General features: G+C 68.7%; 19 protein-coding genes. 3 read left to right on the top strand and 16 right to left on the bottom strand.

The features are described 5' to 3' along the window. Positions 1-38: 38 nt before the first annotated feature. Both ACFQVD_RS17160 and ACFQVD_RS17165 read left to right on the top strand, forming a co-directional pair. On the top strand, positions 39-1,388 hold the full coding sequence (locus tag ACFQVD_RS17160; RefSeq protein ID WP_343979563.1) for a M14 family zinc carboxypeptidase: 1,350 nt from the start codon (positions 39-41) through the stop codon (positions 1,386-1,388). A 218-nt stretch (positions 1,389-1,606) separates the two neighbouring features. Then, entirely contained in the window at positions 1,607-3,625 is a 2,019-nt protein-coding gene (locus ACFQVD_RS17165; protein WP_386271518.1) for a hypothetical protein, read from the top strand. 8 nt (positions 3,626-3,633) lie between these two features. On the opposite strand, the gene ACFQVD_RS17170 is transcribed toward ACFQVD_RS17165, so the two are convergent. Beyond that, the gene (locus ACFQVD_RS17170) at positions 3,634-4,044 is read right to left on the bottom strand and encodes a hypothetical protein (protein ID WP_343979569.1); all 411 of its coding nucleotides are present in this window, start codon (positions 4,042-4,044) and stop codon (positions 3,634-3,636) included. A 127-nt stretch (positions 4,045-4,171) separates the two neighbouring features. Next, positions 4,172-5,743, bottom strand: coding sequence for a hypothetical protein (locus ACFQVD_RS17175; RefSeq protein WP_343979572.1), 1,572 nt, complete (start codon positions 5,741-5,743; stop codon positions 4,172-4,174). A 228-nt stretch (positions 5,744-5,971) separates the two neighbouring features. Between ACFQVD_RS17175 and ACFQVD_RS17180 the strand changes: the two genes are divergently transcribed. Beyond that, positions 5,972-6,448 (top strand): ATP-binding protein, encoded by a 477-nt coding sequence (locus tag ACFQVD_RS17180; protein ID WP_343979574.1) that lies wholly within the window; start codon positions 5,972-5,974, stop codon positions 6,446-6,448. A gap of 369 nt (positions 6,449-6,817) precedes the next feature. On the opposite strand, the gene ACFQVD_RS17185 is transcribed toward ACFQVD_RS17180, so the two are convergent. From ACFQVD_RS17185 to carA, 14 genes are all read right to left on the bottom strand, one after another. Then, positions 6,818-7,735, bottom strand: coding sequence for a TIGR03619 family F420-dependent LLM class oxidoreductase (locus tag ACFQVD_RS17185; RefSeq protein ID WP_343979577.1), 918 nt, complete (start codon positions 7,733-7,735; stop codon positions 6,818-6,820). Between the two features lie 432 nt (positions 7,736-8,167). Continuing rightward, entirely contained in the window at positions 8,168-8,614 is a 447-nt protein-coding gene (locus tag ACFQVD_RS17190; RefSeq protein WP_343979580.1) for a type II toxin-antitoxin system VapC family toxin, read from the bottom strand. 5 nt (positions 8,615-8,619) lie between these two features. Continuing rightward, positions 8,620-8,910 (bottom strand): FitA-like ribbon-helix-helix domain-containing protein, encoded by a 291-nt coding sequence (locus tag ACFQVD_RS17195; RefSeq protein WP_343979583.1) that lies wholly within the window; start codon positions 8,908-8,910, stop codon positions 8,620-8,622. A 106-nt stretch (positions 8,911-9,016) separates the two neighbouring features. Then, positions 9,017-10,204, bottom strand: coding sequence for a methionine adenosyltransferase (gene metK / locus ACFQVD_RS17200; protein WP_343979587.1), 1,188 nt, complete (start codon positions 10,202-10,204; stop codon positions 9,017-9,019). Between the two features lie 343 nt (positions 10,205-10,547). Continuing rightward, entirely contained in the window at positions 10,548-10,916 is a 369-nt protein-coding gene (locus ACFQVD_RS17205) for a hypothetical protein (RefSeq protein WP_030909976.1), read from the bottom strand. 78 nt (positions 10,917-10,994) lie between these two features. Next, a complete protein-coding gene (coaBC, locus tag ACFQVD_RS17210; protein WP_343979594.1) occupies positions 10,995-12,218 on the bottom strand; it encodes a bifunctional phosphopantothenoylcysteine decarboxylase/phosphopantothenate--cysteine ligase CoaBC in 1,224 nt (407 codons plus the stop codon). Between the two features lie 9 nt (positions 12,219-12,227). Beyond that, entirely contained in the window at positions 12,228-12,491 is a 264-nt protein-coding gene (gene rpoZ, locus ACFQVD_RS17215; RefSeq protein ID WP_030909981.1) for a DNA-directed RNA polymerase subunit omega, read from the bottom strand. Positions 12,492-12,503: 12 nt separating this feature from the next. After that, the gene (gmk, locus tag ACFQVD_RS17220; protein ID WP_051752025.1) at positions 12,504-13,076 is read right to left on the bottom strand and encodes a guanylate kinase; all 573 of its coding nucleotides are present in this window, start codon (positions 13,074-13,076) and stop codon (positions 12,504-12,506) included. 193 nt (positions 13,077-13,269) lie between these two features. Continuing rightward, positions 13,270-13,593 (bottom strand): integration host factor, actinobacterial type, encoded by a 324-nt coding sequence (gene mihF, locus ACFQVD_RS17225; RefSeq protein WP_030909986.1) that lies wholly within the window; start codon positions 13,591-13,593, stop codon positions 13,270-13,272. 185 nt (positions 13,594-13,778) lie between these two features. Beyond that, positions 13,779-14,492 (bottom strand): orotidine-5'-phosphate decarboxylase, encoded by a 714-nt coding sequence (gene pyrF / locus ACFQVD_RS17230; RefSeq protein WP_343979603.1) that lies wholly within the window; start codon positions 14,490-14,492, stop codon positions 13,779-13,781. After that, complete coding sequence (locus ACFQVD_RS17235) at positions 14,489-15,463, bottom strand: dihydroorotate dehydrogenase (RefSeq protein ID WP_030909991.1); 975 nt, start codon at positions 15,461-15,463, stop codon at positions 14,489-14,491. The genes pyrF and ACFQVD_RS17235 overlap by 4 nt, the downstream gene beginning before the upstream one ends. Beyond that, positions 15,453-16,304: a dihydroorotate dehydrogenase electron transfer subunit gene (locus ACFQVD_RS17240; RefSeq protein ID WP_343979797.1), complete on the bottom strand. Its 852-nt coding sequence runs from the start codon at positions 16,302-16,304 to the stop codon at positions 15,453-15,455. The genes ACFQVD_RS17235 and ACFQVD_RS17240 overlap by 11 nt, the downstream gene beginning before the upstream one ends. A 50-nt stretch (positions 16,305-16,354) precedes the next feature. After that, a complete protein-coding gene (carB, locus tag ACFQVD_RS17245) occupies positions 16,355-19,651 on the bottom strand; it encodes a carbamoyl-phosphate synthase large subunit (protein ID WP_343979608.1) in 3,297 nt (1,098 codons plus the stop codon). Further along, positions 19,644-20,780, bottom strand: coding sequence for a glutamine-hydrolyzing carbamoyl-phosphate synthase small subunit (gene carA, locus ACFQVD_RS17250; RefSeq protein ID WP_343979611.1), 1,137 nt, complete (start codon positions 20,778-20,780; stop codon positions 19,644-19,646). Before carA ends, carB begins: the two co-directional genes overlap by 8 nt. Positions 20,781-20,785 lie beyond the last annotated feature (5 nt).

Consider the following 20,785-nt stretch of genomic DNA (forward strand, 5'->3'; position numbering starts at 1 on the left):
ACTCCCGGTACCGAGACGCGCTCGGCAGACTGTCGGGGGTGACAGACCCCCTGCTGAACGACGAACTCGACTCCGTTCCCGACCATGACCGGTTCGCCACCGTGGACGAGATCGCGGCCGCCCTCACCCGGCTGGCCGCCGATCATCCCGGCGTCGCCTCGCTGAGGCGGGTGGGCAGCTCCGCCCTGGGTGAGCCGATCCTCTGCCTGAGCGTCGGTGACGGGCCGCGCCACGCGCTGGTCGGCGCCATGCCGCACCCCAACGAGCCCATCGGCGGGCTCACCGTGATCCACCTCGCCACCCGGCTGTGCGAAAGCGCCGCGCTGCGCGAGGCCACCGGCCACACCTGGCACATCGTGGGCTGCCTCGACCCGGACGGGACCAGGCTCAACGAGGGGTGGTTCGCCGGGCCGTTCACCAAGGCCCACTACGGCAGGCACTTCTACCGCCCGGCGGGTGACGAGCAGGTCGAGTGGACCTTCCCCTTCGCCTACAAGCGCGCCTACTTCGACCGGGTGATGCCCGAGACCCTGGCGCTGATGCGGCTGATCGACGACACCCGCCCGGCGTTCATGACCACCCTGCACAACAGCGAGATGGGCGGGGCGTTCTTCTACCTCAACCGCCCGGTGCCCGAACTGCAGGCCGTGCTCAAATCCCTGCCGGGCCGGTACGGCGTGCCGCTGCACGCGGGCGAGCCCGAGCACCCCTCGGTACGGTCCCTGGAGGAGTCGGTCTTCCTCGCCCCGCGGATGGAGGACACCTACGACTACATCGAGGCGCTCGGCGAGGATCCGGCGGCGCAGCTCACCGGCGGGTCCAGCGACTCCTACGCCGCCCGGTACGGCACGCTCTGCCTGACCGCCGAACTGCCCTACTGGCGGGATCCCACGGCCGACGACCGCTCCCCGGCCGGGGTCGGGTACGCCGATCTGATCCGGACCCACGCGGCGGACCTGCGCGAGACGTTCGCCGTCCTCGACGAGACGCTCGGCGCCGTCGCCGGCGACCTGGCGACCCGCTCCCCGTTCGTCCGGGCCAGCAGGTTCTTCGTGCCGTTCATCGAGGGGGTGGCCACCACCGTCGAGCACCACGCGCGGGCGCCGGAGAGCGACCGGCCGGCCACCGTCGCCGAACGGCAGTCCTGCCGCGACACCGCGCACAGCGTCCGGCTCAGGTTCGGGGGCATGCTGCTGCGCGCGCTGGAGGGTGAACTCGCCGTCGGCAACGGCACCCCGACCATCCGGGCGCGGGCCCGCGCACTGTCGGACACCTACGCCAAATGGTGCGCCGAGGCCGAGGCGGGCACCCCCGACGAGACGATCCCGATCCGCCACCTGGTCGCCATCCAGTACGGCGGCATCCTCGCCGGAGCCGCCCACGCCTGAGACTCCCAGACGATCAGAAAGGACCTCACGACGCGACCACCCCGTGAGTAAGGATCTCCCCTCTCCAGGGCACGGCGGCCACCTCCGTCCCCCTGACCTTCCACCTCGCTCGGCCTCGCGTCGAGACCTGGCCTTCCCAGTCAATCAAACTCCTGTCTGACGGCAATCCAGATGTCTAAGGTAAAACTGGGGGTTGCCTTCGGTAGGAGACTTTCGATATGGGGCCGACGCCTGCGTCATCGGAAAACGGGTCATCTCCGGATGAATACTCAGGAATTAATCCGGAGTTGATGGAGCAATTCATCGCGTCGCTGGAGCAGGCGCGAAAAATCCTGGGCGAGGGGATTCCGAGAATCCTGACCGCACTGTCGGCGGTGGACGCCGACCGGTCCGCGGTGCTGCGATTCCGCGAGGTCGAAGGCTGGCTGGACGAGGAGATCCCGCGATTGCGCAGGCGTAACCAGATGATCCAGGAGACCGACTCCCTTCCCGACTGGACCGCCGGACCGCCGGGGCCGGGTTCCCCAGGGGCCGGAGGGCTTCTGGCATTCGACGAGAAGGACCTCGCGACGCGCGCCCTCGCCGACAGCGAGGGGAGAAAGCTCGCCGAGACCCTCGGCCGGACGCCCGGGAGGGACCCGTACTCCACACCGAACGGCTATGACCGGATCTTCGAGCAACTCACCGATCGGCGCGAGGACGCCGACTTCACCGCCGGGTTCTTCGCCGTCCTTGGCCCGAAGGGCGCGGCGGCCGCGCTCCGGAAGCTGAACCACTACGGGGGCGAGTCCGCGCGAAAACACTGGAAGACCATGGGCGAGGCCCTCGCCACGGCGGTGGCCCGGCGACCGAAGACGCTCGGCCCGGCCTGGGAACCGGAGAGCCTGGGGAAGGCGTCGGCGGCCGACCTGGGTCTGCTGCTCGGGCATGGCAGGTTCCCCGCCGGATGGCTCACCGAGGTGGTCCGCCCCCATGTCCGGAAATCCCCAGGGGACGGGGTTCTCGCCCGCTGGACCGCCGACCTGAGCCACTTCCTGTCCGCGCTGGCCAACAATCCGGAAACGGCCAGGGCCCTGTTCAACGACCTGCCGCGCGAGGATCTGCGGAACCTGTTCTCCGAACTCAACGGGGAGGTCTCGCTCTATCCCAATGAGTACGACCCGATCGCCTTCGACCTGGAGGCGGAGTTCGGCCGGATGCTCGCCGCCGGAGCCGGTGTCTTCGAGAAGCGCTCCCCCGGGCCGGGGGCGGTGCGATTCGCCTTCAACGCCATGACGACCATGGGGAACCTCCGTACCGGGGTGGACTTCCGCAATCCGGAGGGACAGCCGATGGAGGTGGCGAAGGGCGCGAGAATCTTCATGTCGATGCTCGCGGGCGCCTACCCCGCCGAAATGATCGAGGGCGCCAACGCCGGGGACGCCAATCGGACGCAGGACAGCGCGTTCGAGAAAACCGCCGCACTCACCGCCGGCCTGCACCCGAAGTTCCGCCTCAGCCCCGGCGACACCTACCGTTTCATCAAGACCTTCGCCGACTCGGCGGAGCGGATGAAACCGTTCAATGCGGGATTGGGGAAATTCTCCAGGCATCTCATGGACGCGGCGGCCGCCAAGGATCAGGGGACAGGCATCAAGCACCTCGCAAACACCTTCGCGAGCCTCGGGTATGTGTCCGGCATGCAGTTCGCCGCCGCGAACGAAGTCCAAGGGAAGATGGACGAGTACGACCAGGAAATGAAGGATCGGCTCTTCTTTTACCTGGGTTTGGGAGTCGACGCCACAGGGCTCACCCTGTCGGGGTTGAAAATCGTGGAAACCCAGCTCGACGAATTCGTCTGGTATCTGATCAGCAAGTCCACCACCGAGACTCTCGACTCGCACAAGGACATCGACGTAACCCGCCTCGATAAACTCAAGGAGACCAACCGCTTGGCCGCCCTTGGCCGCGAATACTGGATTTTTCACGAGTTGAAGCGCTACGGGTTCTCCTACACGGTGCCCCCGAACGATCCCGCCTTCAGCCAACCCCCCATCACCGGAAAAGATGGCAACCTGCTCCCCTTCGGCAAACTGGCCAAGGATCCGAAGGCGTTGAAGAATCTCGCCGACTGGATGATCCGAAACGGCTCCGGGAGCGGAGATTTGAATACTGTCGGAGAAGCGGCGACACAGCTCGACATTTCTTTCGGAGGCGCCAAGGAAAAGGTTCAGAACACGCCCACCCCGTTTGGGTGAAGTTGACTTCAGCTTACCCTCAGGCATTCCGTTTCTCCCGAAAGGATGAAGTCTTTTTCACGCAAAGATGTGGTTACTATCTTTACATACGACTCCTTCTTCACTAGCTCGTCTTTCGGCGCGCTCCAGTCAACGGAAGCAACCTTGTAGCCCCGCCTGCCCAGACCACCGGCCAACATGTTGAGCGTATTGACCGAGCCATCCACCCCGGATGTGTTGACGCCAGTAATGGCATAGGTCCTTTTCGCCTTCCCCTCCCCGCATGGAATGTCCCTTCCTCCCTCGTCCGTCACTTGGACGTCTTTCACATGAAGCAGCTTCATCAACCAGTCGATGTCCGCCTTCAGTGTCATCTCGGCCTGCGCCGCCGTCGGTCCTGGAGGATCGGAGGAACAAGCCCCCAGGGTCAGCACTCCCAAGGCAGCGACCATAGCTGACCCGATACGAGCGAAAGCAGGGTGCGCCACGAATCTCACCATCCACGTCAGCCGACATCACTTAGCTCCCATGATGTCCGAGAGTTATGAAATTTCCAGACGGAATTCCTTAAACGTCACTCACGATGGCCAGAGAACGTAGTCGCTCATCCAGATCTCGAACATGTCTGCTCTCTGCCCACGGCTGAAGTCGGGCGCGCACCTGTCGGACGGACTTCGCGAGCCTCTCGGAGCTGTGAGTCGTGATGATGTTCGTGGCCTGACCGATCACCGCGACAGCCTCGGGAATCTCACGCTTCTGGATCAAGGCGGTTGCGTATTCCAGTTGCAGGATGCCCCGCTCTCGCACAGAGTCGGCCCCCATCCTGGCAAGCCGCCGCTCGGCTTCGGTTATCGCCCGGTCTGGTTGCTTGAGTTCGATGAGACAGAACACACCGTAGGAAGCGACGCGATCCTGGTTGAGCCAGAACAGGTGGCGGAGATTCGGATCACTTGGCTTCGCACCCGCCAGATCGGTGGCGCGATCGAGGAGCCGGAGCCCGCCATGGTCGCGCCTGGTGCTGGAGATCACCCGAGCCACCTGGATGGAGGTCGCCGCTTGCTGTAGGGGGTTGCCGCTCTCTCTGGCCCAGCCTTCAGCGGCGAAGACATGGTCCATGGCCACCGTGGGCTTCTTTTCATAAAGCGCCATATAGGCCGCCAGCCCGTGCAGGTGAGCAAGGAGGGCAGGGGCACGTAGCTCATGGGCCGCTGTCAGCCCTTCGGCGTACCGACGAGCGGCAACGACGTAGTCCCTCAAATCGAAGTGACACCAGCCCGTCATGTGGCTCAGGCTCCAGTAAAGGCGCAGCAGCCGCTCACGCAGAGGTGAGGTGAGAGAGCCCTGTTTCAGCAGGTCGTCGACCATGGCACGCTTGGCCTCGGCTATCGGCAGGACCTGCTGGGGGCCGGATGCCTCGTCCATGGCCCACAGCCGGGCGGTGAGTCGCTCCAGCACGTCAAGGGTGGCCGCGTCGATCGGGTGCTGGTGCCGGGCGGCAACTGCCAGGCGTTCCCGTTCCGGCGGGGTGAGGTGGCGCAGCAGGCCCAGAGCGGGTGTCCCACCTAAGACCAGGGCCAACTCGAAGAGCAGTTCGCGGCGTTTCACGTCGGCCTCCTCTGCGCCGACCGCGCGCAGCAGGTCGGCGCAGAGGGTGGGCGCGGGAACGAGTGGGGGAAGTGCCTTCGTTCCCTTGGTGCCCGCGATGGCCGGGGCGGACACCTCCCGGCGGTAGTGCGGATCGAGGTGGCGGTGGTCGGTCCGGTCGATCAGGTCCCGGTCGCGAACCCCGTAGGAGGCGTAGACCTCGTCGGCGACCAGGCGACGGGCGGTGGTCTGGTAGATCCGGGCGAAGACGGCCACCGCAGCGGCGCCCGGACGCCGCCCGGCCTGCGGCCAGGCCTCGTAGTCGTAGAAGCGCGCGGCCCGCAGGGTGGCGGTGCCCGCCGGATCGAGGTCGTTGTAGGCCGCCACCACGTCGCCCGCCGTACGGCCGTGCGCGTAGCGGTACAGCCGCAGCGGGCCGACCTGGTGATCGAGGGCGAACACGCCGGCGATCTGGTCGAACGTGAGGCGACAGGCCCGCAGTGCCTCACTACGCCGCCTGCATCCCAGCAGGATCCGGTATCCCTCTCCGGGCATCCTCGACTCCCTTCCCCGAACACACACGGATCGTATGCCCGTGGTCACAGAGAACGACAGTCCGTGGGACAAGTGGGGATCCTCGACCGTCGGAGGCGATGTTCTCGCAGGTCAGCGCCACTGTGCACGGAGTATCCGATCGGCGGCGTCCCGGAGGGCTACCACGTGGGAGCACCGGGCCACTGTTCAGCTGACAATTTTCCTCTGACCGGGAGACCAGGAGAGCACATGACCACTACCCACGACGGCGTGGCCCCGGAACTCATCGAGGCGATGGTACGGCTCCGTCCGGGCGGTATGACCTGGCGGCGGACCTTCCCCGGCCATCCTCACCGGGTTCCCGAGGCTCGACGCTTCGTCCGGTTTCTCCTGGTCGACTCCCCGTTCGGCCAGGACGCGGAGCAGGTCGTCGCCGAGCTCGCCGCCAACGCGATCCGCCACACCGCGAGCGGGCGCCCGTACGGCACGTTCGTCGTCGAGGTCGTCCGCAGACCCGAGGTGACCCGGGTGACGGTCTACGACTCCGGCCGGGGCTCCGTCCCCGCCATCGTCCACCCCGCCCTCCTCGGCGAGGGCGGCCGAGGACTCCCCCTGGTCACCGCCCTGGCCTCCCAGGTCGGCTGCCGAGGCAGCCAGTCCCACGGCCACGCCGTCTGGGCCCAGTTCACCGGCGAGAAGTACCCCGCATCCCCCGAGTGCCCATGAGGAGCGGGCCGTCATGAGCACTCGGGCCTGCTCGGAGTCCGGATCTCTAGATGGGTCCGCACACCTTGGTCCGCTCCGGCACCGCGGTGAAGCGGGGACTGTCGGCCGCCTGCCCGGCGGTGAGCACGAACGACAGCGGACGGCGACGCCGTTCGCGGCCTGACCGGCTCCCACTCCTCGTCGGCCGGATCTCCACGCACCATCCCAGCCTTCCATCACGCCGAGCCTCCACCTGGCAGATGCGCAACGGCTCACCCCCATGGGCCTGCCGCGCACCGCGTGCGTAACGGCCTGACGAGGGAGGGACGGCGCCGGTGGGCGGATGCGCCTGCGGTGCCACGGTGTCGAGCGTGGGCTGGGCGGGCGAGCTCAGCCGGCGTGCAGCCTGGTGATGAGCTCATGCGCGACGTCCAGGAACTGATCGCGTGAGGATGTCGTCGTCTGCAGGTCGACGAACGCCTCGTGGGCACCGGCCTGGGCGAGGGTCAGCAGGTAGTCACCGATCTGCTGCACGGTTCCGGCGTGCGGCACCTGGTCGTCGGGCGCGGGAGAATCGGTGATCTTCGGATTGACGCGCACCACCATTCGCAGGGCCGACGGGTCCCGGTCGACGCGTGCCGCGGTCTGCAGCGCCACATCCCACAGGGCGGTCAGATAGGGCATGGGTATCGCCGCGCTCAGCCAGCCGTCGGCTCGCCTGCCGATCCTCTCCAGAGCCGAGGGCGTGTAACCGGCGAGCAGGATCGGGGGGCGCGGCCGCTGGAAGGGCTTGAGGTCGATGTGCGACGGCGGCACGGTCCAGAGCGTGCCCTTGTGCTCGACCACCTCACTGCTCCAGGCGGCCTCCATCACGTCGAGCGTCTCTTCGAGCCGGTCTCCTCTCCCCTGCCAGGGCACCCCGGTCGCGGTGTATTCGTCACGCAGCCAGCCGAGACCGATGCCGACGTCCAGCCGTCCGTGGCTGAGCAGGTCGAGCGAGGTCAGCATGCGGGCGAGCAAGACCGGCGGTTGCCACAGCGCGTTGAGCGTGCTGGTTCCCAGCCGGACCTCCCGAGTGCTGACGGCGGCCAGCGTCAATGCGGTCAGCGGGTCGAAGAACGTCGCGAAGGCCGGAGGGACCTCGCCGTCTCCTCCCGGGTAGGGATCGCTGGGTGCGAGCGGCAACATGATTCGATCACCCGCCCACAGGCTGCTGTAGCCCATGGCCTCCAGATCCGCGCTGGCCTGCCGGATGAAATCCGGGTCGGCGAAGGCGCCGTACTGCGGGACTGCATATCCGATCTGCATGAGAAATTCCTTGATACTTCGCCATGGAAGGCCGGGAGGAACTGAGGTGCATATTGCGTACGCATCTCGATATCTGGACGTTCCCGGTCAGCGTCCAGGGAGATGTTAGGCAACACCTCTTGGATATGATTTGCTATCGGGTTGGGATGTGGCCTCTGGGCCTAAAGGCCCACTTAAGATCTTGCTGTGATGTCCCCGGCGGGGGCGGCACGGCCGTGGCGTTCCTGTACCGGCGTCCACGTACCGTCGGTCCGGACAAGTCCGAGGTTGATGAGCGCGCGGAGATTGACGGCGGCGGCCCGGGTGTGGAGCCAGGCGTTGTTCTTGGTGGTGCCGATGTAGCGCAATCGTCGGCTGCCGCGGGCCACGATCCAGGCGTCCGCCTTGATCTCTTCCGGGGCGGAGCAAGAACGCGAGATCTTCAGTGATCTTCTAGACGGAAGTGAAACCAAGTGCCGCAGCCGCCTCGCTCTGGGCGTTGTCACGACTGGCAAAGCCGAGTTTGTCTCCCGGATCCTCCAGTAGCGGGACGGCCGCCAACTCCGCGACGGCGAGGTGAATCGCGTCGAGCGCGCGAAGGGCATGGGTGTAGACGATCTCCGTAGCCCGTTGCTCCACGGTGTTGCGAGGAGCGGTCAGCAACGTGACGGGGCCGTCCTCTCCAAGGTCCGCCGCCAGTACGGCAAGCCTGGTGTCCAGTTCCAGCAGCCGCCTGGCACGAGAGGCGCGCACCAGCACGCCGGTCACCTCCACCACCGTCAGGGTGCCGGTGACAAGCAGATGCTCGGGGCTTTCCAGGAGTTCCCTGGCTCGGCCGTGACCCGGTTCGTCGTGGAGGTAGGCGCAGGCCAGGACCGAGGAGTCGACGTAGGTGAGCACGATGGTCAGCGGCCCTCGGCCCAGAGGTCGTCGAGGACTGGGCCGATGCCCCTGGTGGCGTCAAGCGCACGCTCACGATCTGCCTCGGTCACCGGAGGAGCGGGGGGGCGCTCGGCGAGCACGCCGAGCCGACGAGCGCGTGCGCGAAGCTCTGCTCGGGCATCCAGCACCTCGTCGGACACGCCGTGGGCGAGGATCTCCCCGGCGGTGGCGTTGATGGAGCGGCCGGTACGGCGAGCCCTCCGGGTTATCCGCCGATGCAGATCGTCATCGATTCGAAGAAGTAGTTGCTTCATACTCCAACGATATCAATCGAAGCCCTAAAAGGGATATCACTTGCCGCCGGGTATGCGACGGCCCCCGTGAACGGTTTTTCACGGGGGCCGTCTTGAAACGTGCGGGTCAGAGACCGGCGGCGGCGCGCAGGGAGTCGGCGCGGTCGGTGGACTCCCAGGAGAAGCCCTCGCGACCGAAGTGACCGTAGGCGGAGGTGCCCGAGTAGATCGGGCGGAGCAGGTCGAGGTCGCGGATGATCGCGGCCGGGCGCAGGTCGAAGACCTTGACCACGGCTTCCTGGATCTTACTGATCTCGATCTTCTCGGTGCCGAAGGTCTCGACGAACACGCCGACCGGGTGCGCCTTGCCGATGGCGTAGGCGACCTGGACCTCGGCGCGGTCGGCCAGGCCCGCGGCCACGATGTTCTTCGCGACCCAGCGCATCGCGTAGGCGGCCGAGCGGTCGACCTTGGACGGGTCCTTGCCGGAGAAGGCGCCGCCACCGTGGCGGGACATGCCGCCGTAGGTGTCAACGATGATCTTGCGACCGGTCAGGCCGGCGTCGCCCATCGGGCCGCCGATCTCGAAGCGTCCGGTCGGGTTGACCAGCAGGCGGTAGCCCTCGGTCTCGATCTCCAGGCCGGCCAGGACCGGGTCGATCACGTGCTCCTTGATGTCGGGAGCGAGCATCTCCTTGAGGTCGATCTCGGCCGCGTGCTGGGTGGAGACGACCACGGTGTCGAGCCGGACCGGCTTGTCGCCGTCGTACTCGACGGTGACCTGGGTCTTGCCGTCGGGGCGCAGGTAGGGCACCGTGCCGTCCTTGCGGACCTGCGACAGGCGCTCGGCCAGGCGGTGCGCCAACTGGATCGGCAGCGGCATCAGCTCGGGGGTCTCGCGGCAGGCGTAACCGAACATCAGGCCCTGGTCACCGGCGCCCTGGCGGTCGAGCTCGTCGCCCGCCTCGCCCTCGCGGTTCTCGTAGGCGTCGTCGACGCCCTGGGCGATGTCGGGCGACTGCGCGCCGATGGACACCGACACGCCACAGGAGGCGCCGTCGAAGCCCTTGTGCGAGGCGTCGTAACCGATCTCGAGGATCTTCTCCCGGATGAGACCGGGAATGTCGACGTAGGTCTCCGTCGTCACCTCTCCGGCGACGTGGACCTGACCGGTGGTGATCAGCGTCTCGACCGCGACGCGGCTCTTGGGGTCACCCTTGAGCATTGCGTCGAGAATCGCGTCACTGATCTGGTCGGCGATCTTGTCCGGGTGGCCCTCTGTGACCGACTCGGAGGTGAACAGGCGACGGGACAAGTCAGTGGCTCCTCATGCAGCGGCTGCTGGCGTCTGGGGCTCTGGCATCGGCAGGACACCAGTAGCGCTCCGGCGAATTCTAGCCCCACCTGATGCGGGGCCGCGAAACCATCTCAGATCGTGTCACCCTAAATGTTCAGATCATGTAGTGGAAGAGCTGCGGGTTCACCGGAATCCGTCGCGGGGAAACCAACCTGCCGCGACGTACGGCGGGGCGCGTTCCGAAAGCCGGCCCCCAAAGTGCCCGGAGCCCGCGAACTGCCCGCCTCTCGGGCTCGTCCACATCTCGCGGGCGGGATGCGCAGCCCCGCCCACCCGGCTTCCCAGGGGCTCACAGCCCGGTTCACAGATCGGGCAGCGGGTCGGGCGGCAGCGTCTCCGGGGCGAAGACCTCCGCGTCGGCGGCGGAGATCACCGCGGCGTACTCCTCCTCGATCTCGAACACCATGCCACCGAGTTCGATGGCCGCGCCCGCGGAGAACTCCAGCGGACCGAGCCGGGTGCGCCGGGTGTGGGTGGCGTACACCGAGGTCGGCGCGTCGCGGTCGAAGAACTTGGTGGAGAGCAGGTAGATGGTGCGGTCAGTGATCACGATGAGGAAGGTCGCCATGCCCGGGGTGCCCACCGACAAGGCCGGCAGAACATAGTGGATCTCCTCCCCCGGAGGAAGCAGCGCTCGGCACCGTGCCCTGACCGCGGCGGCGACAGGCATGATCCAAACCCCTCCCGGCTGCGATGTGGCAGGGCTCTGGGAGGCAGTATCCGCCGGGAGCCGGGCTACGGCAAGTGGTCAGGCCAGGCGCGCGGCGACGAGGTCCCAGACCACGTCGGCCAGGGCCTCCTTGGGGCCGCGCGGGATGTCGACCTGCTCCCCCTCGGCGAGGAGGACCACCGCCGCGTTGTCGGGGGTGCCGAAGGCGAGGTCGTCGCCGACCTGGTTGACGACGAGCAGATCGCAGCCCTTGCGGGTGAGTTTGGCCCGCCCGTTGGCGAGGACGTCGTCGGTCTCGGCCGCGAATCCCGCGATCACCCGAGGGTACGGCTTGAGCCCCGCACGGCGCCGTTCCCCCAACTCCGCAAGGATGTCGGGATTTTTCACCAGATGAATGGCGTCAGGCTCATCGGCGGTCTTCTTGATCTTCGACCCGCTCCGCGCCGAGGGCCGGAAGTCGGCGACGGCGGCGGCCATGACCACGGCGTCGGCGTCCTCCACCGCCTCCAGTACGGCGTCGCGCAGCTCCAGGGCCGAGGTGACCCGGACCACCTTGACCCCCGCGGGGTCGGGCAGGGCGACGTTGGCGGCCACCAGGGTGACCTCGGCCCCCCGGGCGACGGCCGTGCGGGCCAGGGCGTAACCCTGCAGCCCCGAGGAACGGTTGCCGATGAAACGGACCGGGTCGATGGCCTCGCGGGTGCCGCCCGCGGAGATCACCAGGCGACGGCCCGCCAGGTCCGCGGGGCGCCCGGAGAGGACGCCGCGGCAGACCTCGAAGATCTCCTTCGGGTCCGGCAGGCGGCCGGGACCGGTGTCGGCCCCGGTCAGGCGGCCCACCGCGGGATCGACGACGATCGAACCGCGCTCGCGGAGCGTGGCCACGTTCGCACGGGTCGCGGGGTGCTCCCACATCTCGGTGTGCATCGCGGGGGCGAACACCACCGGGCAGCGCGCGGTGAGCAGGGTGTTGGTCAGCAGGTCGCCGGCCAGCCCGTGGGCGGCCTTGGCGAGCACGTCGGCGGTGGCCGGCGCGACGACCACCAGGTCGGCGTCCTGCCCGATGCGGACGTGCGGCACCTCGTGCACCGACTCCCAGACGTCGGTCGTGACCGGATTGCCGGACAGCGCGGCCCAGGTCGGCTCACCGACGAAGCGGAGCGCCTCCCTGGTCGGGACCACGCGCACCTCGTGGCCGGACTCGGTGAACAGACGCAGCAGCTCGCACGCCTTGTAGGCGGCGATGCCCGCGCTCACACCGAGGACGACCCTCGGCCTGCGGGGAACCACGGAGGTCGGCATCGAGGTGGGTCAGCCCTCGATCGGCTCGGAGGTGAGCAGGCCCTCGCTGACCTCGCGCAGCGCGATGGAGAGCGGCTTCTCCTGCGCGTGGGTCTCGACGAGCGGGCCGACGTACTCGAGCAGGCCCTCGCCGAGCTGGGAGTAGTAGGCGTTGATCTGACGCGCCCGCTTGGAGCCGAAGATCACGAGACTGTACTTGCTGTCGACGATGTCGAGCAGGGCGTCGATCGACGGGTTGGTGATGCCTTCGGAGTAGGCGGCGCTGGTTGCCACGTGTGATTTCCCCTAGCTAGGTGAACGTCCGAGGCGTGAACCCTCGGGAGCATCAGCCAACAAGGCTATCAGCCGATGGCATACATCCTGGACTGACGTGTTGACGAGCGTCAGGTCGAACTCCCGCTCGGCCGCCATCTCGATCCGGCCGGCCGCCAGGCGGCGGGCGATGACGTCCTCGGGCTCGGTGCCCCTGCCGCGCAGCCGCTTCTCCAGCTCCTCCCAGGTCGGGGGGGCCAGGAAGACCAGCAGGGCCTCGGGCATGGTCGCCCGGACCTGCCTGGCGCCCTGGAGGTCGATCTCCAGCAGCGTGGGCACCCCGGCGGCGAGTTTCTCGAGCACCGGGCCGCGCGGTGTTCCGTACCGGTTCCCGGCGAACTCGGCCCACTCGAGCAGTTCGCCGGAGGCGGCGAGGCGGTCGAACTCCTCGTCGTCGGCGAAGAAGTACTCGACCCCGTGGGTCTCCCCTGGACGGGGTTTCCTGGTGGTCACCGAGACCGACAGCCACACCTCCGGGTGTGCCCGCCGAAGCTCGGCGACGACCGTGGACTTGCCGACGCCCGACGGCCCGGACAGGACCGTCAGACGCCTACCGGCCGGGAGTCCGGCGAGGGCTCGCGCCCCCTTCGGACCTCCGGCCGAGGATGTGGAGCGACCGGCTCCGCCCTCGGCGGTTGCCTCCGGAGCCCGGCTCTCGCCGGACCGCGACGTTCCGGTCACTCCAAACCCCCCGTGATGCTGTCCCCATATGGGGTGAACGTGGTCGTATGAACCGAGATTAGCTCTCGGCCCCGCCGAACTCACGCTCGAGCGAAGCCCGCTGGTTCGTACCCAGGCCCCGCACGCGGCGGGACTCGGCGATGCCAAGCCGCTCCATGAGCTGCTTGGCGCGAACCTTGCCCACGCCGGGGAGCGACTCAAGAAGGGCCGAAACCTTCATCTTGCCGATGACGTCGTCGGCCTGCCCGTCTTTGAGCACCTCAGCCAGAGAGACCGCACCGTGCTTCAGGCGGTTCTTCACCTCGGCACGCTCTCGGCGGGCCTTGGCAGCCTTCTCTAGGGCTGCGGCGCGCTGCTCAGGGGTTAGGGGAGGAAGAGCCACGCCGGGTCACCTCGAATTTCCTGTCGATGTACTCGGACGGGAAGGGAAACTAGCTGGTCATGGCGCTTCAAGCAACGTCAAGACCACTTTATCCCTCCAGAAAATCTACTTCGTGACTTTCCGTGCCCGCAGCGTCGCGCTGTGTGGACAAAACTACGCTCAACGCCGAGTTTTCCGGGCCTGTGTCATGCGCCGTGTCCGGTGGCCGCGGAGGTGCGCCGGAGGGCCGCGGCGATGCCCGCGGCCGTCGCGCCGGGGTCGGCGGAGCCGGTGATCGGGCGGCCGATCACGAGAAGATCCGCCCCGTCGGCGAAAGCCCGCTCGGGAGTCGCTACTCTTGCCTGATCCTGACTCTCGGCGCCGGCGGGGCGGACGCCGGGGGTGATGAGCGTGATGTCGGGCCCGACCTCGGCACGCACCGCGGCCACCTCGCGCGGCGAGCAGACGAGGGCCTGGGCGCCCGCGGCGACGGCCATGGCCGACAGGCGGCGCACGGCGTCCTCGGTGGGGCCCCTGACGCCCATCTGCTCCAGATCGGCCTCCGAGAGCGACGTGAGCAACGTCACCGCCGCGATCTGGGTGTTGGGCACGGCCTCCACCGCCGCCCGGATCATCGCGGGACCGCCGGTGGCATGGACCGTCAGGATGGCGGGCTTGAGCCTGGCCACGGCCCTGGCGGCACCGGCGACGGTGTTGGGGATGTCGTGGAGTTTGAGGTCGAGGAAGACCCGCACCCCGCTCGCCCCCCGGACCGAGGCGATCACGTCGGGGCCGTAGCGGAGGTAGAGTTCCAGCCCGACCTTGACCGTGGTGACGTGTGGGGTGACCAGGCTGGCCCAGTGAGCCGCGGTCTCGAGGTCTGGCGCGTCCAGGGCGACGGCGATGGGTGCGGGCGTCACAGGGAACTCTCCTCAAGGTCTATCCGGTGCCGGGTGGACGCCCCCGGCGGGCGGTGTGCCAGCCCGACCGCGTCGGCCAGCCGGTGGAACCCCCGGGCCGCCAGGATCTCCTCAAGCTCGCGGAGGATGCGCAGGCAGGCGTAGGGGTCGTGGAACAGTGCGGTCCCCACCGCGACGACGCAGGCCCCGGCGAGGATGAACTCGAAGGCGTCCCTGCCGGTCAGCACGCCGCCCATGCCGATGATGGGCACGCTGGGCAGGGCCGCGTGGACCTGCCACACGCAGCGTACGGCCAGTGGCCTGACCGCGGGGCCCGACAGGCCGCCGGTGACCGCGGCGAGCACGGGCCGCATGGCCTCGGTGTCGATGCTCATGCCGAGCGGATTGTTGATCATCGACAGGGCGTCGGCGCCGCCGTCCACGCACGCGCGGGCCACGCTCACGATGTCCATGACGTCCGGGGAGAGCTTGGCCACCACGGGCACGTCGTAGCGCATCACCGACCGCACCGAGGCGATCACCTCGGCGGAGGCCGCGCCGTCGCGGGCGAAGACCCGGCCCCGGTCCTCGATGTTGGGGCACGACAGGTTGACCTCCACGGCGGTGACCCCGGGCGCGTCGGTGAGCCTGCGGGCCAGCGCGGTGTACTCGGCCACGGTGCCGCCGCCGATGGACACCACGGTACGCACGCCCCGCTGGGCCAGCCAGGGCAGCTCACGCTCCAGGAAGGCGTCCACACCCGGCCCCTGGAGCCCGACGGCGTTGAGCATGCCCGAGGGCGTCTCGGCCATCCTGGGGGTCGGGCGGCCCGCCCTGGGGGCCATCGTGATCGACCGGGTGGTCAGCGCGCCGATCCGGGCGAGGTCGAAGAACTGGGCGAGCTCGGAGCCGGACGCCGCGCACCCGGCGGCCGTGGTGACGGGGTTGACCAGCTCCACGTGCCCCAGGTACGTCCGCATGTCAACCGGCATTCCGTGTTCCTCCACCGGGTGCTCCCAGCGCGTCGAACGGGATCGTCCCCACGTCGTCGAAGCGGACGCGCTCGCCCCTGAAGACCGGTCCTTCGACGCACGAGCGCACCATCCGGGTCACCCCGTCGTCCCCGATGACCGGCAGCACGCACGTCATGCACACGCCGATCCCGCACGCCATCCGCTCCTCGACCGCCACCTGGACGGGGATGTCGAACTCGACGGCCACCGTGGTGACGCCGTGCAGCATCGGCATCGGACCGCAGGCGTACACCGCGTCGGCCCGTACGTCGGCGATCACGCCGGGCAGCACGTCGGTCACCCGGCCGCGCATGCCCAGGGAGCCGTCCTCGGTGGTCAGCGTGGTCGTCTCCCCCATCCTCCTGGCCCGCAGGGCGCCGAACACCCGGTCGGCCGAGGCCGCGCCGAGCACGAAGTCGACGCGGCAGCCACGCCGCTGGAGGGCGTCGGCCACGGTGAACAGCGTCGCCGAGCCGTGCTCGGCACCGACCAGGACGCAGGTCACCGGGTCCCTGGGCAGCGGGAACGGGCGGCCGAGCGGGCCCACCAGATCGAGGGTGTCACGGGCGCGCCGGTCGGCCAGCCAGGCCGTGCCCGGCCCGCTCACCGAGAAGACGAACTCGACGGTGCCGCCGTAGTCGGGCTTGACGTCGTGGACGAAGAAGGCGCGGCGCGTCAGCATCGACGTCTGCGCCCCGCCCACGGCCACCCCGACGAAGTGGCCGGGCCGGAAGCGCTCGGCGATGCCGGGCGCCACCACGGTGAGCGCATGGTAGGCGTCGACGCGGCGCGTCGTCAGCACCGTGCCCGTCACCTGCACCGGAGTAACAGGCGTCTTCCTCACCTCCGCTGGGGCGCCGGCCTCACTCCTCAACCGCTCCGCAACCGCTTCGCGTGCTCCTGGAGGGACCGTACGCCGATGTCGCCGCGGACGATCGCCTGGATGCCCTGTACCGCCGCGGCCAGGCCCTGGACCGTGGTGATGCAGGGGATGGCGCGCAGCACCGCGGCGGTGCGGATCTCATAGCCGTCCAGGCGGGGTCCCGACTGGCCGGGGCTGCCGAAGGGGGTGTTGACGATGAGATCCACCTCCCCGTCCAGAATGCGCCGGACGATGGTCTGCTCGCCCGCGGGACCGGCTCCCTCGCTGTGCTTGCGCACGATCTTGGCACGGACACCGTTGCGGCGCAGGACTTCGGCGGTGCCCTCGGTGGCGAGGATCTCGAAGCCGAGGTCGGCGAGGGCCTTGACCGGGAAGATCATGGCGCGTTTGTCGCGGTTGGCGACCGAGACGAACGCCCGCCCCTTGGTGGGCAGCGAGCCGTACGCGGCGGCCTGCGACTTGGCGTAGGCGGTGCCGAAGAACTCGTCGATGCCCATGACCTCGCCGGTGGAGCGCATCTCGGGGCTGAGCACGATGTCCACGCCGCGGAACCGGTTGAAGGGCAGCACGGCCTCCTTGACCGCGATGGGCGCGTCCAGCGGCATGGTGCCGCCGTCGCCGCTCTCCGGCAGCAGGCCCTCGGCGCGCAGTTCGGCCACCGTGGCGCCCATCATCACCCGGGCCGCCGCCTTGGCCAGCGGCACCGCCGTGGCCTTGGAGACGAACGGCACGGTACGGCTGGCGCGGGGGTTGGCCTCCAGCACGTACAGGATGTTGGCCGACATGGCGTACTGCACGTTGAGCAGGCCGCGCACGCCCACGCCCCTGGCGATGGCCTCGGTGGCGGAGCGGATGCGCTTGATGTCGTAGCTTCCCAGCGTCATCGGCGGCAGCGAGCACGCCGAGTCGCCGGAATGGATGCCGGCCTCCTCGATGTGCTCCATCACGCCGCCGAGGTAGAGCTCCTCGCCGTCGAAGAGCGCGTCGACGTCGATCTCCACGGCTTCGTCGAGGAACTTGTCAACCAGCACCGGGTGGTCGCTGGCCGCGCCCGCCTTGGCCATGTAGGCGGTCAGGGTCTCGTCGTCGTAGACGATGGCCATACCCGCGCCGCCCAGCACGTAGGAGGGGCGCACCAGCACCGGGTAGCCGATCTCCTCGGCGATGGCCAGCGCCTCGTCGGAGGTCACCGCCACGCCGTGCTTGGGGGCGGGCAGGCCCGCCTCGGCGAGGACCCGGCCGAACGCGCCGCGCTCCTCGGCGAGGTGGATCGACTCGGGCGAGGTGCCGACGATCGGGACACCGGCGTCCTTGAGCGCCTGGGCCAGGCCGAGCGGGGTCTGGCCGCCGAGCTGGACGATGACGCCCGCGACGGGGCCGGTCTGCTGCTCGGCGTGGACGACCTCCAGGACGTCCTCCAGGGTGAGCGGCTCGAAGTAGAGCCGGTCGGAGGTGTCGTAGTCGGTGGAGACCGTCTCGGGGTTGCAGTTGACCATGACGGTCTCGTAGCCGGCCGCCGACAGCTCGAAGGAGGCGTGCACGCACGCGTAGTCGAACTCGATGCCCTGGCCGATCCTGTTGGGCCCCGAACCGAGGATGAGGACCTTGGGGCGCTCCCCGTAGGGGACCTCGGTCTCCTCGTCGTAGGTGGAGTACAGGTAGGGGGTCTGCGCGGCGAACTCGGCGGCGCAGGTGTCGACGGTGTTGTAGACCGGGCGGACGCCGAGCGCGTGGCGCAGGTCGCGCACCCGCGACTCGGTCATGTCGCGCAGCTCGGCGATCTGCGAGTCGCTGAAGCCGTACCGCTTGACCCTGGTCAGCACCTCGGCGGTCAGCTGCGGTACCTCGCGCAGTTCGGTGGCCATCTCGTCGATCGCGATCAGCTGGTCGACGAACCACGGATCGACACGGGTGGCCTCGAACAGCTCCTCGGCGCCCGCTCCGGCGCGGATGGCCTGCTGCATGGTGAACAGCCGCCCGTCGTGCGGGATACGGCAGGCGGCCAGGAGCTCGTCCCTGTCGCCCGGATCGCCCGCCCAGGTGAAGGAGGCGCCCTTCTTCTCCAGCGAGCGCAGCGCCTTCTGCAGGGCCTCGGGGAAGGACCGGCCGATCGCCATGGCCTCGCCGACCGACTTCATGTGGGTGGTCAGGGTCACGTCGGCCCCGGAGAACTTCTCGAACGCGAACCGGGGCACCTTGACCACGATGTAGTCCAGCGAGGGCTCGAACGACGCCGGGGTCTCCTTCGTGATGTCGTTGGGGATCTCGTCCAGCGTGTAGCCGATGGCGAGCTTCGCGGCGATCTTCGCGATCGGGAAGCCGGTGGCCTTGGAGGCGAGCGCCGAGGAGCGCGAGACGCGCGGGTTCATCTCGATGACGACCATGCGGCCGGTGCGCGGCTCGACCGCGAACTGGATGTTGCAGCCGCCGGTGTCGACGCCGACCTCGCGGATGACCGCGATGGCCACGTCGCGCATGTTCTGGTACTCGCGGTCGGTCAGGGTCAGCGCGGGGGCCACGGTGACGCTGTCGCCGGTGTGCACGCCCATCGGGTCGATGTTCTCGATCGAGCAGACGATCACCACGTTGTCCGCCCGGTCGCGCATGACCTCCAGCTCGTACTCCTTCCAGCCGAGGATGGACTCCTCGAGGAGTACCTCGGTGGTCGGCGAGGCGTCGAGGCCCGCCCCGGCGATGCGGCGCAGCCCCTCCTCGTCGTGCGCGAAACCGGAGCCGACCCCGCCCATGGTGAAGGAGGGCCGCACCACCAGCGGGTAGCCCAGCTCTCCTGCGGCGGCCAGGCACTCGTCCATGGTGTGGCAGACGAACGAACGGGCCGACTCGGCGTTGAGGCCGTACTCCTCGGCGACCTTGGCCACGATGCCCTTGAACAGCTCGCGGTTCTCGCCCGCCTGGATGGCGTCGACGTCGGCGCCGATCAGCTCGACCTCGTAGCGCTCCAGAACGCCGGCCTCGTACAGGGAGATCGCGGTGTTCAGCGCGGTCTGCCCGCCCAGGGTGGGCAGCAGCGCGTCGGGCCGCTCCTTGGCGATGATCTTCTCGACGATCTCCGGGGTGATGGGCTCGACGTAGGTGGCGTCGGCGAACTCGGGGTCGGTCATGATGGTCGCCGGGTTGCTGTTGACGAGGATCACGCGGAAGCCCTCGGCACGCAGTACGCGGCAGGCCTGGGTACCCGAGTAGTCGAACTCGCATGCCTGGCCGATCACGATCGGTCCTGAGCCGATCACCATGATCGACTGGATGTCCGTGCGCTTAGGCACCCTTGCTTCCCTCCGTACTTATCGTTGCCCGCTCCATCAACGCGCAGAAGTCGTCGAACAGGCTTGCGGAGTCGTGCGGGCCGGCCGCGGCCTCCGGGTGGTACTGGACGCTGAAGGCCGGACGGTCCAGCAGCCGCAGCCCCTCGACGCAGTCGTCGTTGAGATTGACGTGGCTGACCTCCGCCGGGCCGTACGGCGTGTCGAACACGCCCTCCAGCGGGGCCCGCACCGCGAAACCGTGGTTGTGCGCGGAGATCTCCACCTTGCCGGTGCCCCGGTGCTGTACCGGCTGGTTGACACCTCGGTGGCCGTAACGCAACTTGTAGGTGCCCAGCCCCAGGGCGCGCCCGAAGAGCTGGTTTCCGAAGCAGATGCCGAAGAACGGGACACCCGCGTCGAGGACCCCGCGAAGCGCCTTGACCGGTCCGTCGGCGGTGGCGGGGTCACCGGGGCCGTTGGAGAAGAACACCCCGTCCGGACCGAGCGCGAGGATCTCCTCCGCGGTGGCCGAGGCAGGCAGCACGTGCACCTCGCAGCCGCGCTCGGCCATCCGGTACGGCGTCATCGCCTTGATCCCGAGGTCGACCGCGGCCACGGTGAACCGCCGCGTGCCGATCGCGGGCACCACGTACGGTTCGGCGGTGGAGACCTCCCCCGCCAGGTCGGCACCCTCCATCACGGGGCTGCCCAGCACCCGCTCCAGCAGTTCCTCGACCGGCGCCAGGGCCTTGCCGGAGAAGACCCCGGCCCGCATCGCCCCCCGCTCCCGCAGGTGACGGGTCAGGGCGCGGGTGCCGGGAATGGCGATGCCGACGACGCCCTGCTCCCTGAGGTAGTCGTCCAGGGAACGGTTGGAGCGCCAGTTGGAGGCCACCCGGGCCGGCTCGCGGATCACGTAACCGGCCACCCACACCCGCGAGGACTCCGGATCCTCGTCGTTGATCCCGGTGTTCCCGATGTGCGGCGCGGTCATCGCGACGATCTGGCGGTGGTAGGACGGATCGGTCAGCGTCTCCTGGTAGCCGGTCATCCCCGTGTTGAAGACCATCTCGCCGAAGGTCTCGCCCTCGGCGCCGTAGGGGGTCCCGTGGAAGACTCGTCCATCTTCCAGCACTAGCACTGCGGTCACTCACA

It is taken from the genome of Streptosporangium amethystogenes subsp. fukuiense, assembly GCF_042665875.1.
GTDB lineage: Bacteria > Actinomycetota > Actinomycetes > Streptosporangiales > Streptosporangiaceae > Streptosporangium > Streptosporangium fukuiense.

What these genes read in the sequence shown, in the direction of transcription:
- ACFQVD_RS17195 (WP_343979583.1), bottom strand. Translation starts at nt 8,910, where the DNA reads ATGAAGCAACTACTTCTTCGAATCGATGACGATCTGCATCGGCGGATA.
- ACFQVD_RS17165 (WP_386271518.1), top strand. Translation starts at nt 1,607, where the DNA reads ATGGGGCCGACGCCTGCGTCATCGGAAAACGGGTCATCTCCGGATGAA.
- ACFQVD_RS17180 (WP_343979574.1), top strand. Translation starts at nt 5,972, where the DNA reads ATGACCACTACCCACGACGGCGTGGCCCCGGAACTCATCGAGGCGATG.
- ACFQVD_RS17185 (WP_343979577.1), bottom strand. Translation starts at nt 7,735, where the DNA reads ATGCAGATCGGATATGCAGTCCCGCAGTACGGCGCCTTCGCCGACCCG.
- ACFQVD_RS17205 (WP_030909976.1), bottom strand. Translation starts at nt 10,916, where the DNA reads ATGCCTGTCGCCGCCGCGGTCAGGGCACGGTGCCGAGCGCTGCTTCCT.
- coaBC (WP_343979594.1), bottom strand. Translation starts at nt 12,218, where the DNA reads ATGCCGACCTCCGTGGTTCCCCGCAGGCCGAGGGTCGTCCTCGGTGTG.
- ACFQVD_RS17175 (WP_343979572.1), bottom strand. Translation starts at nt 5,743, where the DNA reads ATGCCCGGAGAGGGATACCGGATCCTGCTGGGATGCAGGCGGCGTAGT.
- ACFQVD_RS17235 (WP_030909991.1), bottom strand. Translation starts at nt 15,463, where the DNA reads ATGCCGGTTGACATGCGGACGTACCTGGGGCACGTGGAGCTGGTCAAC.